Origin of the sequence: Oxynema mangrovii CENA135, from assembly GCF_016632315.1 — a bacterium.
GTDB lineage: Bacteria > Cyanobacteriota > Cyanobacteriia > Cyanobacteriales > Laspinemataceae > Oxynema > Oxynema aestuarii.
Genome location: NZ_JAEOXH010000001.1, coordinates 1543821 through 1561053 on the forward strand (window position 1 = coordinate 1543821; position 17233 = coordinate 1561053).

Below are 17233 nucleotides of genomic sequence, written 5' to 3' on the forward strand. Positions count from 1 at the left end.
GGGAATGCTCGCAGGGGTTACGGGCGATCGCCCGATCGCCGTCTCACTCCGAGGTTCCCACTTGTTCCCCGAATGGCCCTGGGAAGGCGATCTCCGACAGTCCCACCGACTCTAACACGCTCGTCCACAACTGACCCAACATCGGATCCTCCGGATGCTGACGTCGCGCGGCGGTCAGGGTCGCGAGCAAATCGTACCAATACCCGTGACTGGCATACCACTGCACCCGTTCGACGGTGCTTTGTGCCGCCAACTCCCCCTGTCGTTCGGCGTTCAACGCCACGCGCTGCACCCATCCGACAAACACCGGATCGTTCGGGGTCGGCTGGGCGGCGCAACTCACCGACAAAAACCACTGATAATTTTTACCGACCTCTAAAGGAGCACTCGCCTCCGAGAGACGGAACCCGACCAAGCCTCCCCCTTGGGGAACGGGAAACGCGATCGCGTCGGAAGAGTCTCCCATCTCATCTCGAAACAGCAAGCGAACTTGGGTGGCGGAGGTTTTAGGAAAATTAACAAACACCGTCGGGTGGGAAGCCAAAGTCAGTCCGTAATTGCGACGCGGCATCAAGACTTCGATCTCGTCTTCATCGGGCTGGCAGCGCGCCCCATCCCGGGCGCCTGCACCCGCCGTGTCGTCCGGCTTGCCCTCCCCGGGAGGGTCGAAGGCTTCTTGAAAGATAATCGATTCGGACAGGGGTGGGGACAGTGGGGGAGCCGTTTGGGGAGCTATTTGAGCGATCGCGCCCCCCGCACTTCCCAAACAACCCACCCATAAACTGAGGCCCAGAGGTTGTAAAAGATTGCAAAATTTCATGACTCTTACAGTTATTGCCAATGGCCGACCAAAACAAAAGGCGACCAATAATAAGGATGGCGATACTGCTCTTGTTTTAACAGAAATAGTTGAGCTTGACGCAAAGCTTCACCTTTTGTGAAGCCTTCTTTTAATAAACGATAAAACTGCGCCATCAGTTCGGCGGTGGAACGGTCTTGAACCGACCACAACGTTGCTAAAGTACTGCGCGCGCCCGATCGCACCGCGACCCCCGCCAATCCCAAGGCGGCGCGATCGTCGCCAAATGCCGTCTGACAAGCACTGAGGACGAGCAATTCGATCGGCGCGCGATCGCGCTGTTCTTGCAAGATCTTATCCAAATCTTTAACTTGAATGCGATCGTTCCACGTCAATAGAAAAGTTTGCTCGGCTTCGGAGCTAAATTGGCCGTGAGTAGCTAAATGAACGATCGAAAATAAATTAGATTCTAAAGATTTAGAAAGAGAAACTTTAGTAAACTCCTCGTTTAATAAAATTTTCGGCGACAGTAAAGCGTCTAAGGCTCGAATTTCTACGGCGACTCCCGGCAAAGCAGAAAATCCTTGACGGGCTTCGACTAACCCTCCGGTTAACATGGCTCGGTTTTGAGACCCTTGCGAAGGTAACTCTAATAATTGCAAGCCCGGAGTGAGGGCAATCCTATATTTTTCAATTAAGAACTGCTCGCCATCGTAGAGAGCGGACATCGGTAAATTTCTTAAAAATCCATCGAGAACAAACACTAATGTTTCGATATTTGCTTGTTCTAATAACGGTTCGGCAGGACGAATCAACCAATCGTAAAGTTGGCGGGCGGGCTGAATAATACGAAAGATCGGAAAAACCGGGTTTAAGGCGGCGAAGGTGTCCCCGAAAACCTCTTTTCTCTCCTCGAAACTGACCGAGGTGGCGTAGTGGGCTAAGGGTTGGCCGGGCAGAGACACGATGACATCGATCCGGTTTTCGAGGACGATCGGATAAATTAAAGCGGCTTGAGGGTCGATGTCTTCAATCGGTTGTAACTGATAAGTTTTGCAGGCTTCGCGAAAAAAGTTTTCGAGTTCTCGTAATTGTAAGGCTTCGATCGCCTGTCGAGATTTTTGCAATCTGACTTGTTGTTTTTCTAACGGTAAGCGATCGACATTTTCAAGTAATAAAGACACGTAGGCCCGATAAATCGGTTCGACTCGCTCGCGAAAAGAAAAGCGCACGTCTGAATGAACCGCGACCAGGTCTTGACGTAAGGATTCTAACGCTTGAACCGCCTGTTCGTAAGCGACGATCGCCTCCTCCGATTGTCCGGTGGCGGCGAGGAGTCGCCCGTGTTGGGCGTGCCAACTGGCGGCGAGGTCGGCGGCGTCCGACGTTGAGGCCCATTGCAACCCTTGGCGGGTTAAGGCAATCGCCTCGGAATATTGCCCCTGTTGTTCGTAGAGCACCCCCAAGTGTCCGAGGGCGTAAGCTTCGGCGCGGCGATCGCCGATCTGGCGGGCCTCGTCGATCGCTCGGGCGAGGATCGTGGCGATCTCGCGAGGGTTTACGGGGTGCTCCCAGGTGGCGGTCTGCATCGACGTTTCGGCAAAATTGACCCGGGCGTAAACGAGCGATCGCGATCGGGGCAACTCGTCGAAGGCGCCGATAAGGCTGGGCATGAGGGCGATCGCGGCCTGCTGACGGTCGCTGGCTACCAATAAATTTAACTGATTGAGACGGGCTTGCACTTGCAGCAGCCGAATCGGGCTGGTCGTGGCGGCGCGGTCGTAAAAGGCGATCGCCGCGTCGGTTTGTTGCTGCAAGCGGGCGTTATTCCCTAGTTGAAAGAGGCTTTCCCCTTCGGCGATCGGATCGTCGAACTGTTGCGCGAGGTGCAAACTGGTGGTTAAAACCGCTTCGGCGCGATCGCGATCGCCGACGACTTGCAAAACCGCCCCCAAACTGCGCAATGTCGAGGCTTTGAGGAGGGAATTGGCAGAATTTTCCAGTTGTCGTTCCAGGTGTTCCAAACTTTTTTGCGCTTGGCGGTAGAGTCCCAAGGCTTGCAGGGCTTGAGCGCGATCGATCGTCACCGCGATCGCCCCGTCGCGATCGCCGATCTCGCGGTAAATCGCGATCGCTTCGTCCCAGGTATCGAGGGCGGCTTGGGGGTTGCCCCGGTGAAACTCTAGGGTGCCGCGCGTTTGCAGCCACCGGGCGCGCACGAACGGATCGCCGACCTGGGGCAGCAAATCCGCCCCTTGGGCGAGCGATCGCTCGGCGGCGTCCACTTGTCCCGCATCGTAATAAGCGATGGCCAAAGCACTATATGCTAAAGCTGCATCGCGGCTATTGCCTTCCCTGGCGACTCGTTCCCAAATCTCGATCGCGGCGTCGATCTGTCCGGTTTCGTAGAATTGGCGACCGCGATCGAGGCGATCGCGATCGATCGGTGCCGCGATCGTCTCTGGAGGCGCGACGGAAGTAGGAGATCGGGCGAAGGTCGCCGTTTGCATGAGGGCGATCGCGATCGAACTCATCAAGAAGAGGACAATGAAGAGGAACCAGCGAGGGACACGCATGGGGATTTTAGATTTGTTAGATTCTAGATTTTAGATTTGAGGTTGGGGACAATAACGGTGGAAGCGGCGATCGAGAAATTCGCATTACGGATGCTCCCTTTCCTGTTGGTGGTTGCCTCCTGCCTCATCCCGATTCCCCCAAACATACCGAGCGATCGCCCTTTCTAGCGGGGGCAACGAGCTCTATATTTCCCTGGGGATTGACTTGCCATGCCGTCGCTTCCAACACCGCCCGACGATGGCGCGATCGCGATGGCGAAGTGGGCGTTTCAGAGGCATAAAAGTGAAAATCGCGCACTGCACCTTGACCGAGGAGGAATTGGCGCGGATCTTCGGGCAAACCGCCGCGTCCGGCGATCGTAAAGCGGTTACCGCGAGTGGCGGGACAACCGGAAACGACTTGTTCGAGGGGATCTTGGAAACTGTCGGGGGTCAGAACTAACCCCGATGCCGGGTTGACCTCCGGGGTATTCAGTTCGACAATGCCGCGAAACTGGGGACCGAGTTGAGAGGAGGCGGTAATATCCGATCGCGGCGTCGGTCGGGGTCGGAATTGGGTGCCGAAAATCCCCACCGCCGAAATCTCGACCCGTCCGGCGAAACTCTCTTGGGCGTTGGCGGTAATATCGCTATTCTCTAGGGCGAGTAAGGTTTGGGTGGCGATCTCGATATTGCCTCCGGTCGCATTACCTCGGGCGTTGGTGCCGATCTGCGATCGCCCGCGCAGTTGGATGTCCGGCACTTGCAGTACGATGTTGGCGCGATCGCCCTCTACCGTATCCGCCGTCAAAGTTCCTCGATTCAGCCGCAATTGTTCCGCCACCACACTCAAATTGCCTGCCGCCCCTCGATTGTCGCTACTGACCGACAGTTGCGCGCCGTCGCCCACCTCCAAGCGTCCGGTTTCGACCCGCAAGGCATTGACATTCCCCGACCCGGGAGAACTGGCAAAAATCCCACTCGGATAGCGTTGTCCCGATTCGTCGCGCACGAATTCCGACAGATTATCGACCGTAGACGCGGACACCGGAAACCCCCCGATCGCCGTCACCGACTTGCGGGCACGCACGAAGACGCTGCCCCCGTCACTTTCGCCAAAGGTGGCCGCCGAAATTTGAGCGCCGTCACGCAAGACTAATTCCGAGGTATCGACGACAATATCTCCCCCGACACCGACGGCGTCGCGATCGCTTTGCGCCACCAAACGGCTGGTAAACCCTTGCGCAGAAACGCCACTGAGTTCGATCCGTTCGCTGGCGCGGAGGGTAAGGTTGCCACCGTCACCGATTCCTTCGGTTCCGACATCGATTTTTGCCCCGTCGCGCAGGACTAAGCGCTGGGTTTCTACGAGAATATCGCCGCCATTGCCGCGACCGGAACGTTGGACGGCTGTCACTAACTGGCTCACAGGTTTGCCTTCTTCCTGTCCGATTAAGGTCAATCGTTCGCTGGCGCGAATGGTGATGCTGCCCCCGGTTCCTTCGGCAAACAAGTCCGAGGCGACGATGGCACTCTCTCGCACGGTCATGCGGCGGGTCTCGATCGCGATATTGCCGCCATTCCCTCGGCTGGCCCGGCGGGAGACCGTGGCAATAATCCCCCCGGAAAGATTGAAGTTATTGCCGCGATCGCTCAAATCGATGGTATCGGCGCGGATCGTAATATTGCCCGCGTTGCCGGATCCTGCCGCCAGGGAGGACACTAAGGCTCCTCCTGTGACGACTAAGGAGCGAGTTTCGAGGAACAACTCGCCGCCATTGCCCGCACTCTCGGTCTCGCTACTGAGTCGCACTCTGCCGTCGAGGCGGATTTCCCCGGCGCTGACGGTCAGTTGGCCTGCATTGCCCGTTCCGCCTCCACGGGCGATCGTCGTCAGCAAGGTATTGAATCGCATCGGTGGGTTGTCTGAATTCGCGATCGTGGTGTCTTGCGGTCCGCCTTGAAATTGCGGGGGTCTTCCTCGAAACGGTTCGGTTGAGGCGAGATCGAGCAAGCCGCTCACTGCTACGGCGATATTGCCTGCATCTCCCTGACTGGCACTTTCGGTGGCGACGATCGAATCGCGCACGATCGCCGAGTCGGCGGCGATCGCGATATCTCCCCCCCGACCGATCGCCGACGGTAGCACCGTATTGACGATGCGGCTGTTCTCGCGCAAGACGAGCGCCCCGGTGGCCTCGATTTCGATGTTCCCCGCCACCGCCCCGGGTCCTCCCAACCCGTTGAATAAACCCGCATCCAAGCTGCTCGCGATCAGTTCTACATTTCCCGCTCGGATCGCGATCTCGCCCCCTCCACCCGCCAGCACGTTGAGGTCGGAATTGACGAGGCTGAGGTCGGCGCGCCCGCTTCCCTCTGAGGGAACAAAGGGGTTGAGGGCGATCGCCCCGGAACCCGATAGCCCGCCCAATTCGATCCGGCCTCCAGGGGCGCGCAAACGACTGTCAGCGAAGCGAACGTCTCCACCGAGAAATGTGACATTTTGACCGGGAGAAAGGTCGAGATCGGCCTGCTGGAACTGAATCGGTGCGGGATTGCCCCCGTATTGCAGCCCGGTGGGAACGGCAACGGAGAGCAGGGGCGCCGTGTCGGCATTGGAGCCGGGAAAGGCACCGAATAAGCTGCCGTCGGACAGGGCGATCGCCTCGGCGGTGGTCGCGACGAAGGCACCGCGCAGGTCGAGGCGGGCGTTGCCTCCGAAAATAAAGCCGTTCGGATTGAGGGAGAATAAATTGGCACTGCCGCGCACGCCGAGGGTTCCGAAAATGTTGGACGGGTTGTTTCCGGTCACTCGCATCAAGATATTTTTGACCCCGGGAGGATTGGCAAACCAGACCGCTTGACCGTCGCCGATGTTGAATTCTCGAAAGCTGTGGAAGAGATTGCCCGCTCGTCTGGCTCCCCCTTCAATGGTGGTGGTTGCGGGGGTTTCTCGGCGCAACCGCGAGGCTTCGTCGCCTAAGCTGGCATCGGGGAGGAGTTGGGCGAGGCTGGTTTCGCCGACTGAGATCGCGATCGCGGCGATCGCCGTTGCCGAGAGGAGTGGGTATCGCTCGTTGCTCATGGGCGCTCAATCTCCGTTCGCTTGAAGCCTTGGGACTGGATCGGGCTGCCCCGATTCTAGCAGTGCCGAGCAGGTTTGACCCCCACTTTGTAAAGGCGCGATCGCGACGAAGCGGCGCTCGATCGCGGCGGCGGTTTCCTGGCTTTCACCTTGTTTGAGATATTCGATCGCGATCCATCCGGCAGCTTCTCGGTCGGCGGCGAGGAGCGCGATCGCCTCGACGGTCTCGCACAGTTCTAAGGTGGCGCGCTGTTTTGCACTCAGGATCGGCAAGGAGCTGGCGGCGAGGAGCGCGGCGATCGCCGTCGGAATGACGGGAATCCACCAGCCGAGGAAAAAGGCTCCCACCGAGATTGCGGCGATCGCGGCGATCTCCGCAATCGCGATCGCGATCGCCGCGATCGGATCGGACCACCGCCACACCAATCCCGCCGCGATCGCCGCCCACAAGCCAATCCAGGCCCATTCGACCGTCTCGGGCCAGACGCGCAACATCGATCGCCCCTCTAACGCTCCACTGAGCAGTTGGCTGACGATATTGGCGTGAACCACGACCCCGGGCATCCGTTGGGGGGCGCCCGCAATTCGGCTGCTGTAGGGGGTTTGGAATAAGTCGTTGATACTTTCTGCCGTTGCTCCCACCAGGACGACGCGATCGCGCAATGCCTCTGGGGGCAGGCGATCGGCGAGCAGATCGGCGATCGAAAAAGTCGCGAACCGATCGGAGGTCCGGCGAAAATCGAGCAGGATTTGATAGCCCCCCGCGTTGGCTCTCACATAACCTCCATCGTCCGGCTTGAAGGCGGTCAGGGTCGTTTTTCCCAGGTCGATGCGATCGCGATCGCGCCCTTGGGCTTCGATTCCTTCCGCTTGTAAATACACCAGGGCTAATTTCACCGCCAAACTCAGTTGCAACGATCCGTCTTCTCCCCTCACGGAAAGCAAGGCGCGGCGCACGGTTCCGTCCCCGTCTAACACTTGATCCGCAAAGCCGACTCGACCCCGTTCGGCCAAAATCGGCGGCGGTTCGACTCGTTCGCCGACCACTTTTTCAATCCCGATTAAAGAAGGCGTACTTTGATACACTTGGGCTAATTGTGTATATCCCGGTTCCACGGGCAAATTCCGATAGAGATCCAAGCCGATCGCCCTCGGGTTTCGAGCCGCAATTTTGGCGATCGCCCGGGCTAAAACTGCGTCAGAGAGAGGGTATTCGCCGATCGCCTCTAAATCCGCTTCGTCGATCGACACGATCGCGATTCTCGGATCGACCGCTTCGAGGGGACGCAGTTGGAACCAGCGATCGAGCAACACCCATTCGGCCCCTTGCAGCCAGCCCGTCGAGCGCAAGGCGATCGTCCCCATTGTCGCCACGACGGCGATCGCGGCGATCCAGCCTCGACCCAAATGCACGTTTTTCGTGCGTTCCCGCGCCCGTTGGCGCGCCCGTCCTAAAATCTCGTGCGCTTCCCGGGCCGCTTCCAAGGCAAATTGTGCTTTTTCCCGTTGCCCTCGTTCCACCGCTAAATCCGTTTCGACCCCCCGTTTTTCCAGATCTTGACTCGCGCTGAGAAAGCGATAGTCGAGATTGCTCAGTTGTTTGTTCGCCGACCACGCCAGAGCCTCTTGCAATGCCAATCCCCGCAATAATTGCGATTCGTCTTCGCCTTTCGAGGCGATCCAGGTGTTAAATTGGGTCGCGTAGGGGCGCAAGTTTTCTAATTGGTGGGCGACCCATTCGGTATTAAATACGGCAGCGTAAATCGGGTTTTTTACACTCAAGTATCCAGCTCGATTTTCGACTAAACCCGAGAGTAATAACTCGATTTGTTCGTGAGAATCGTCCGTTTCTATGCGCTCTCCGGCGAGGATGCGTTGGTATAGTCCGAGCAGTCTTCCCGCCAGTTCTTGGTTGTAGAGAATGCGGTTGGCGATCGTTCGTAAATGTTGCGGTTCGTCTTGGGATTGCCAACGCTCGATGATGCGCGATCGCACGAGTTCGGAAATCGGCGATCGCGCCCCGGCTTCTACGGCTAGCTGACAGAGTTTTTGGGTTAAAAAGGGTTGTCCTCCACTCCAATGCAAAATTTCAGTAAGTTGTTTTTGCCTTTCCTCCGGCGGGCGATCGTCTTGCAAACCGCCAGCCAGGGGTGCCGCTTCCTTTAAGGTAAATCCATTGAGGGCGATCGCTTTACCAATATTAAAAGGCGTTCGGTTTTTGTCGCGGATTAAATCCGCAGGATTCGCAACCCCGAAAATAGCAAATGCAATCCGATCGTAGTCGCGATCGAATGCCCGTTGGTTGTAACAAAATCGAATAAATGCAAAAAAATCATCGACGGAAAACGGCAAGCTCATCGTGCTATCTATTTCGTCGATAAAGACAAACAACCGAGTTTGCGGAAACTCCACCAATAACACTTCCGCCACAAATTGACTCAAACGCTGTAAAACGGGCAAGTCGGCGCGATCGTTCCACCAGCTTTTTAAATTAACTTTCCCCAGTAACTTAAACCCCATCCACAGTTGCGAAACAACCCCTTTATACCATTGCTCTGCCGTAACGTTATTGCTCCCCACTCCAGTCAAATCTAACGCCGCACAGACGAATCCTTCGGCTTCGAGACGATCTTTTGCCCGAACTAATAACGACGATTTTCCCATTTGTCTCGAATTGAGAACGTAGCAAAATTCGCCCTTTTTTAAGGCACTATACAGGTCGCGATCGGCTTTTCTATTAATATAACTTCGATCGTTAACTGTAAGACTTCCACCAACTTGATAGCGCATAGATGACCTAACTTTAAATCATTTCAACAATCTTGTTATTTTGGATTAACATTCTGCCTATTAGAAAACAAAAAACTCACGATCGAACAATAACGATCGCCGAGTTTACGCTACAATACTCTCAATTGAAGATCGACATGACGCCGCGAACAAAAACAGGCAATCGCTCGTTTGAATGGATTGTTTTTATCAGTCGCCATGAAATCCTTTGAAGAACAATTACAAATCACCGAAGATTTGGTTTTCCAGAAAACGGGAGAGCATCTGAATGATTTACAACGAATAATACTCCATGAATCTTGGCAGGAAACCAAAAAGACTTACGACCAAATTGCTAAAGAATGCGGCTATTCTGCTAATTATATAAAACAAGGGGTCGGCCCCAAATTATGGAAGCTCCTGTCTAAAGCCTTCGGCGAAAAAGTGACAAAAACTAACGTCCGTTCGGCGATCGAGCGCTATATTCTCGATGCTACTAAAGTCGATCTAGACCCTCTGTCTAATCCGGATTGTTTTGTTGACAAATTGGGCGATCGCAACCCGCAAGATCGCGGAAAATTCAGTCGCGGAGAATTCAGTCCCATTCAACCTCAACCCTTTGAACTTGAATTAGAATGGCCTCAAAATAGCGTTCCTCTCGACTCTCCTTTTTATATCGAACGAGTTCCTTATGAATCTCAGTGCGATCGCGAAATCGAAAAAGCAGGCGGTTTTATTCGGATTAAAGCACCCCGACAAATGGGCAAAAGTTCGATGATGAATCGTATTCTAGCACGAGCGAAACAGAAAGGTTATACCACCGGATTACTCCACTTTCAGCAAATTGAAGCAACAGCTCTTATCGATCTCAATCGCTTGTTACGTTGGTTTTGTTCTAATTTAGCATTACAACTCGGCCTTAAACCAAATTTAGATACCTTTTGGGATGAAGACCTCGGCAGTAAAATGAGTTGTACTTTATATCTCGAAGCCTATCTATTGAATTCCATAAAAACCCCCTTCATTTTAGCTTTAGAAGAAGTCAACCAAATTATCGAACATCCCGATCTTGCCAAAGAGTTTCTAACCTTACTTCGATTTTGGTACGAACGGACTAAAATGGACGCGACCTGGCAGAAACTACGCTTGATTATGGTTCACTCTACCGAAATTTACATTCCTTTAGATATCAATCAATCTCCATTAAACATCGGCTTGCGCGTCGAACTCGAACCCTTTGATATCTACCAAGTTTCCGATTTAATTCGTCGTCACCACCTCGATCTTAGAACCGAGCAAATTGATCAATTAATGGAATTAGTGGCCGGACATCCTTATCTCATTCGTTTGAGCCTTTACCATTTAGCAAAAGGCGATCTATCTTGGCGAGGACTGATCGAAAATGCCTCTACAGATTCGGGAATTTACGGAGAAGTTTTACACCGAAATTTACGCTACCTACAGCAAAATTCCGATCTCGCTCGTGCCTTTATTCGAGTTCTTCAAACTGACGATCCGATTGAGTTAGAACAGGTAGAAGTTTTCAAGTTGTACAGCATGGGTTTGGTAAATTTAGTTGGCAACCAAGTGACGGTAAGCTGTGATTTATATCGGCAATATTTCCGCGATCGCCTCCTTAGCCAATTGAATCAATAGATCCGATCTATTGCAATTATCCTGTTTCTTCATCGATCTTTTTGTAACTGTTTAGCACAATAGCGAGATTCAGAAATTAAATCCCCGTAGGGTTTAAAATAGCGTTCGATGCATCGCAACATCCCTATATTTTCCGTAGCAACGGCTGCAGTTGCATAAGGAATTCCACTGTCAATTTGTCGGCGAACGGATTCGGTTAATAAGGCAAATCCACGACCGAATTTTTGAAACGGTCTTTCGACAAACATGGTGGAATAACGAATTGTATCCGAGGCGATTCGATGAGTAATCGTCCAGCCAATGACTTCTCGTTGATAGCGCAATCCTAAACTATTAATCGATTCCAAACGCGGATCGTTACTAAATGGTGTCAAAGCATCCGGATATTGCTGGCGTTCTAAAATCCGTTTTCGTTCGCGATCGCTTAATTCAATCCAGGGAAAAATGGTAAACTTTTCTGGAAGAGAATATCGATAGACCCAAGGAGCCTGTTTGAGTCGATCGATGCTCGTTTTTGTTAAAACAAAACTCGATCGAGGAGGTTGCCAATTTTGGTTTTTCAAAATGGATTCTAGGGCTAATTGTGTCATCGCTGTCGTGCGATATTTAACACTAATGTGAATGCAGCCGATTTTTGCTAAAAATCTTTCGAGATTTCGCAACAATCGCGCGCCAATTCCTTCTCGACGGTATTGGGGTAAAACTAAAAAAGAAATAATTTCAGCCGTTTGTTGATGATGGCTATAGTTCGCTAAAATTAAGCCGACCAGTTGTCCTGCAATTGAAGCAGATATCCCATAAGTTATGCCGCGATCGCCTTCCGACGATCGCCGATCTTGAATTCGAGGATAAGTAAACAGATCGAGCTGACCCAAATTCATCGGAGTTATGTTATAAACAAACTGATATTTGACTTGATTTTCTGGAATCGCAATCGGGCGATCGTTCATTGCATTTGAAGGTTGAGGAAATTGAGTCATTACTGGCGGGGTCATCATGGCGATCGCTCCCTCGAATCAATAGCTTTGCTCTTCCATCTCTAGGATGGCTCACCCTAGAAAAACTGCAAATATAGAAAAGTTGATAAAAGTTGATATCTTTCACCTATTTTAGGATTGAAGTTGAAACGGGCGATCGCCCCCAAACGTAGCAACAATAGGAGTCCTTATGGTTTACCTCCCCGCTCTCCTAGAATTAGACCTGCAATTGAGTGACGAGCAATTTTTCCAGCTCTGCCAACAACACCGCGACTTAAAATTTGAACGCACGGCGAACGGAAAACTCGCAATTATGCCACCGACCGGAGGAATAACGAGCAATCGCAACGCCGAGCTAATTTACCAACTAATGGCGTGGAATCGGCAAACAAAACTCGGCAAAGTCTTTGATTCTTCCGGCGGATTTAAACTGCCTAACGGGGCCAACCGTTCTCCCGATGCGTCTTGGGTTCGTCTCGAACGCTGGAACGCTTTAACTGCCGAAGAACAGGCGAAATTCGTCCCTTTGTGTCCCGATGTGGTCGTGGAATTGCGATCGCCTTCCGACGACTTGAACAAGCTACAAGCTAAAATGCAAGAATATCGCGAAAATGGAGCCGAACTCGGTTGGTTAATCGACCCAGAACGGCAAATCGTAGAAATTTATCGACCGCATCGAGAACCCGAATTTTTATCCTCTCCCAAAACACTTTCTGGTGAAACAATTTTGCCGGACTTTGAGTTAGATTTGACTGAAATTTTATAGAGCAGTAAAAAAGTTATCAAAACCGAAAAAGGACGGGCAGTTTTCCCGTCCTTGCCGATATTCAAGCCAACTTCACTCAACGGTGATTAAACTTAAGCGATCGGAATCGAGAAGTCAATCTCGGCACTGTTGAAACCACCGATGTCGAAACTGCTACTGTACAGGTCGAAACTTCCGTTATTGATGTCAATATTGTCACTCCACACCGGACCGAATTCTACGTCATCACTAAAGTCAAAAGGCCAGATCGATACATCGTAACCCGCCGATCCTTCCAAAGCGGTTAAGGGAATATCCAACTCGTACTCAACTGAGGTCGTATTGTTCAGTATCGGATCGATATTCACCGTTCCCGTAATATCGACTTTGCCATCTCCATTCGTATCTTGTGGCGTAATTTGTAAGTCGGTTCCGACGGTGAAAGGTACTGGATTGGCATACCCTTCCACATTCAATTCCCCGGTCAATTCATCGACAGTCAAATCTAGATCTTGCGCCAGATAGAAATCCCCGGTAAATGAGGCATCAAATAAGTTCCAATTGGCATAAGCAATGCCGAGATCTAAATTGCCTTCAATAACATAATCGAGGGCTTCGGCGGCAGCACTCAGATAAGGAATACCCGCTTCAGAAAGCGCCGTTAACAAGACCTTATCCAAATCTAAACTCGCATCTAAGAATAGGTCGCTCTTGTAACCGGAAAGACTGTTGCTGCTGGCGCGATCGCCTTCAATATCGATGTTGGGAGTATAACCGGAAATATCCCCAAATCCACCCGTTTCATACCCAAATGAACCGATAGTAAAACTATCGTTTTCAATTTCGTCGAAGGAGAAATTCATATCCTCCGTATCGAACTGGAAGTTAAACGACTCGTCGATATCGACTGCACTAATATCATAGGTGTAGTCGTCGATTTTGTAGTCGATTGTTACCCAGCCTCCGGCATAAATCTCAAAGAGAAAATCGAGGTAAGCGGACAGTCGGGGTGTGGTCGTTTCAAAGTTAGCCGTATCGGCGAGAGAAAATCCCGAAGACAGGGTAATCGTTTGACCGGAACTGATGGATTCTGGAAGGTCAACCCAGACATCGATAGGCAATTCGGAATCAATACTTCCCGAGTCGATCGCATATCCCGTATTTAAGCCAATACCGCCATAAGTTCCCGCCCCAACTTCGACAAAACCAAAGTCTTTTGACGGGGTAATATCCCAAGTAATTTTGTCGGTACCAATCAAGTCTTGTAAGGGCGACCAATTCCACTCTAACTGTGTGGAAGAACCACTATCCCAAACACTTTGACCCGTACTCGAAAAGTCGAGACTAAAAACGCTCTGCGTTCCTTTGTAATATGCTAGTTTGCCGTCATCAGAACCGACGACTAAATCGAGATAGCCATCATCGTCGATATCGGCAAAACTCGGACGGGCATGGTCGCCGACATCAATGCTGTTAAACGGGTTGTTACTGCCTGTTTGCTCGTTGAAGATGCCGTTATCGTTACGGAAATATTTAATCTTGCCGTCGTTTGCTCCTACTGCTGCATCGGTATCTCCATCTCCATCGATATCGGCAAAGGCCACATCGGGAGTGACGGGAATGTTATTTTGGAAGGGATTGTTGTTGCTGTCTTCGGTAAAAGTACCGCCGTCGTTGCGATAGTAGTTAATCGAGTAATCGCTGTCTTTTACATCGGGAATGAAAGCATCTAAATCCCCATCTTCGTCGATATCTGCAAAGGATGGATTGAATCCAGTGATGGTGTCAAAGGGATTTGCGCTTCCCGTTTTTTCGACAAAACTACCGTTATTATTTTGGTAGTAGTAGATCTCATTGAGATTGTCGCCAATAATGGCATCTAAATCGCCGTCGTTGTCGATATCTGCAAAAGTAGGATTGGCGCCAGTATCGGGAAGATTGACACTTTTGAGTGGATTGAGATTGTTGTCGGGGACAAAGCTACCATTGTTGTTGGAGAAATAAGCGATAGTTCCGTCCGATCGCCCGACAAAAGCATCCATATCTCCATCGCGATCGATATCTGCAAATGTTGGGTGGGAATAGTCACCGACATCGATCGGATTGAAGGGACTATCTGTCCCATATTGCCCGATGACATTGGTAAATTGACTTTTTTCGAGAACGACCGTTACTTCATCGGTTAAACTTTGGTTGAATCCGTCAGCAACTTGAATGTTTAAGTTGTATTCGTCGGCCCCATTCGATCGCAGTCCGACGGCATCGGCGATAATAATTTTGCCATCAACTGTAATATCGAAATAGTTTTGACCTGTTCCGCCAACGACACTGAAAATCGGATTTTGTCCATTTTCATCGCTTGCGGGAACTCGCGCGACGATCGTACCGTTGTTGTTGTTTTCGTCGTGGAAAATAAAGGTTTCGTTGTCGTCGATCGCGATTTCCGGCGCTTCGTTCCCGTCTTCAATGGCGATCGCCACGTCGGTTGTGGCGGTTTCTCCCCGCGCGTCGATCGCCTTGAGGGTGAGAGTATAACTATTCTGAGTTTCGTAGTCGAGTTCGCGTCCGTCGGCGATCGTAATTTCCCCGGTGTTTTCGTCAATGGTAAAAGCGTCCCGTTCGTTCCCACTGACGATTTTGTAGGCGATCGTGTCCGCTTCGGGATCCGTCGCACTCACGGTTCCGACGACGGCTCCATCATGCGGATTTTCGCCAATACTGAAACTCGTCGATCCGGAAAAACTCGGTGCTTCATTGACATCGCTGACATGAACGGTAACGTATTTGCTTAAGGTCTGCCCGGTCGCGTCGGTGGCTTCGACGAACAGTTGGTGTAAATCGACGGTTTCGCGATCGAGTTGGCTGCTGTCGGCGACGGAAAGCTCTCCAGTGAGACTGTCGATCGCGAAAATCCCGTCACTGTTGCCTTGGACGATTTGGTAAGCATTGCTGCTGGCTGGATTGGCGATCGCCACGCTACCCACCACCGTCCCATTCTCACTATGCTCTTCGATGCCGAACGCCTCACTCACAATAATATCAGTCTCAAGATCGAGACTCGTGACATTTTGTAAGGTTACCAAATCATTTCCGGCAAGAGAGAGAGTTCCGGTGGCACTGTCGAACGCCAGTTGATCGAAATTGGCAGTTTGTTCCAACGTCGCCGACAAGACGAGGCGATCGCCTTCTGCCAAGTTGAAATCTTGAACGGTATCGCCGCCGTCTGCGATCTCGGTCAGCCAGAAATAATCGGCTCCCCCTTCTCCAAATACCACGTCACCGCCTTCTTTCCCGACGATGATGTCATCTCCCGAACCGCCCTTAATAATATCGTTGTAGAGACCGCCGACTAACAGATCGTCATCACTCGACCCGGAAAGCTGCTCGCCGATTCCCAGTTCCCAACTTCCCGCCTCGAATACAAAGTAGCTCACATTTTCCGTGGTGTGACTGCCGTCTTTATATTCCGCCTCTTCTAAAAATGTGGTGAAACTGTCGCTGTCGATCGCCGTAATCCTAGTGGTAGACGGATCGGCCCCGTTGTAAGACAGGGTAGGCAGAAACACCACCGGATTCGTATAGCTATTTTGGAGGTCGATGGTCTGGCTGTTCTGGTTGAAGTTATTAATCTGTCCGAACTCGCCGATAACCGTCCCGTTGACATCGGTCAGCAGTCCCTCGCCTTCCAACGCCAGAAAATTGACGACTTCGTTAGCGTGATCGACTTCGGTATCGTGACTTTGGTCTTCTTCGATTTTGACGTCTACACTGTCGGTTCCCAAGTTGCGGTAGCGCACCCCCGCCGGATCTGACCCGTTATAGCTCGCCATCGCTGCCATCAATTCCGGGGCTTCGGCAAACTCCGAGGAGAGGGCGATCGTCGAAAAGTTTTGATTGACACTCGTTCCCGTACTCCCGGCTTCAAACAAATGACCGTCCCAATTTCCCTCGGCGGCATCCAACGCCAGCCAACCTACCGATTCGAGTGCGTGTCCGTTTTGCAAGGCTTCTTCTTCTTCCATCGCCAGGGAGAACCCCGTCGAACTGATATTGTTCTGGCGGGTACGGACAAACTCGGTATCGTTGTTCGTCTGTACCTGACTGAAAATAACAGGAGTGCTACCGAAGCTCGAACTGAAGTTAACGGAGGTAAAGCCTTGGTTGGTTAAGTTGCTCGTGTCGAGTTTGCCGACTTCTAGTTTAAAAGTATCTTGGGTCATGACGGTTTCCTCCCTTTTATTCTGCGGCGGTATCTTTTAACTCCAGCATGGCCTCGGAGAACAAAAGTGCAAATATAGAAAAGTTGATAAAAGTTGAGGTGTTCGCGGGTCAAAAAAAAGGCGCGATCGCGGGCGATCGACCGGGAAGTTGATAAAAAGTAATAAAATTTGAGATCTTTTTGAGATCTTGAGGTTTCGATCGCCAACAAGATCCGAGAAATAGCAAAACCTAACTGAGAATTGGGAATACTAAGGGATTATAGCCTTGCTTTCGTTAAGAATCTTAATTAAAAGGCGATTCTGGGAACAAGGCGATCGCCATACATCAAAATATCGATAAATTAGCCCCCCTTTCCAAGGGGGGTTGGGGGGATTCTACCCGCGATCGCCATACATCAAAATATTAATAAACTAGCCCCCCTTTCCA

8 protein-coding genes are annotated in these 17233 nt (G+C 51.7%); 2 read left to right on the forward strand and 6 right to left on the reverse strand.

Features of this window, described 5'->3' with window-relative positions:
* Positions 1-43: 43 nt before the first annotated feature.
* The 4 genes from JJD41_RS06175 to JJD41_RS06190 form a co-directional block, all read right to left on the reverse strand.
* Positions 44-820 (reverse strand): DUF928 domain-containing protein, encoded by a 777-nt coding sequence (locus tag JJD41_RS06175; RefSeq protein WP_200665157.1) that lies wholly within the window; start codon positions 818-820, stop codon positions 44-46.
* An 11-nt stretch (positions 821-831) separates the two neighbouring features.
* A complete protein-coding gene (locus JJD41_RS06180; RefSeq protein ID WP_200665158.1) occupies positions 832-3375 on the reverse strand; it encodes a CHAT domain-containing protein in 2544 nt (847 codons plus the stop codon).
* A 124-nt stretch (positions 3376-3499) separates the two neighbouring features.
* Positions 3500-6439 carry a beta strand repeat-containing protein gene (locus tag JJD41_RS06185; RefSeq protein ID WP_200665159.1) on the reverse strand — a complete coding sequence of 980 codons (2940 nt, stop codon included), beginning with the start codon at positions 6437-6439 and terminating at the stop codon, positions 3500-3502.
* 6 nt (positions 6440-6445) lie between these two features.
* Positions 6446-9229 (reverse strand): CHASE2 domain-containing protein, encoded by a 2784-nt coding sequence (locus JJD41_RS06190; protein WP_200665160.1) that lies wholly within the window; start codon positions 9227-9229, stop codon positions 6446-6448.
* A 198-nt stretch (positions 9230-9427) separates the two neighbouring features.
* On the opposite strand from JJD41_RS06190, the gene JJD41_RS06195 reads away from it, so the two are divergent.
* Positions 9428-10864 carry an AAA-like domain-containing protein gene (locus JJD41_RS06195; RefSeq protein WP_200665161.1) on the forward strand — a complete coding sequence of 479 codons (1437 nt, stop codon included), beginning with the start codon at positions 9428-9430 and terminating at the stop codon, positions 10862-10864.
* A gap of 29 nt (positions 10865-10893) precedes the next feature.
* On the opposite strand, the gene JJD41_RS06200 is transcribed toward JJD41_RS06195, so the two are convergent.
* Positions 10894-11862: a GNAT family N-acetyltransferase gene (locus JJD41_RS06200; protein WP_200665162.1), complete on the reverse strand. Its 969-nt coding sequence runs from the start codon at positions 11860-11862 to the stop codon at positions 10894-10896.
* Positions 11863-12031: 169 nt separating this feature from the next.
* On the opposite strand from JJD41_RS06200, the gene JJD41_RS06205 reads away from it, so the two are divergent.
* Positions 12032-12607, forward strand: a complete 576-nt coding sequence (locus tag JJD41_RS06205; protein ID WP_200665163.1) for a Uma2 family endonuclease — start codon at positions 12032-12034, stop codon at positions 12605-12607.
* Positions 12608-12699: 92 nt separating this feature from the next.
* Here the strand turns inward: JJD41_RS06205 and JJD41_RS06210 are convergent, their stop codons facing one another.
* Entirely contained in the window at positions 12700-16806 is a 4107-nt protein-coding gene (locus JJD41_RS06210) for a cadherin domain-containing protein (RefSeq protein ID WP_200665164.1), read from the reverse strand.
* Positions 16807-17233: the final 427 nt, after the last annotated feature.

Coding starts and splice junctions, on each gene's coding strand:
- JJD41_RS06210 (WP_200665164.1), bottom strand. CDS start 16,806: ATGACCCAAGATACTTTTAAACTAGAAGTCGGCAAACTCGACACGAGC.
- JJD41_RS06205 (WP_200665163.1), top strand. CDS start 12,032: ATGGTTTACCTCCCCGCTCTCCTAGAATTAGACCTGCAATTGAGTGAC.
- JJD41_RS06190 (WP_200665160.1), bottom strand. CDS start 9,229: ATGCGCTATCAAGTTGGTGGAAGTCTTACAGTTAACGATCGAAGTTAT.
- JJD41_RS06180 (WP_200665158.1), bottom strand. CDS start 3,375: ATGCGTGTCCCTCGCTGGTTCCTCTTCATTGTCCTCTTCTTGATGAGT.
- JJD41_RS06195 (WP_200665161.1), top strand. CDS start 9,428: ATGAAATCCTTTGAAGAACAATTACAAATCACCGAAGATTTGGTTTTC.
- JJD41_RS06175 (WP_200665157.1), bottom strand. CDS start 820: ATGAAATTTTGCAATCTTTTACAACCTCTGGGCCTCAGTTTATGGGTG.
- JJD41_RS06185 (WP_200665159.1), bottom strand. CDS start 6,439: ATGAGCAACGAGCGATACCCACTCCTCTCGGCAACGGCGATCGCCGCG.
- JJD41_RS06200 (WP_200665162.1), bottom strand. CDS start 11,862: ATGATGACCCCGCCAGTAATGACTCAATTTCCTCAACCTTCAAATGCA.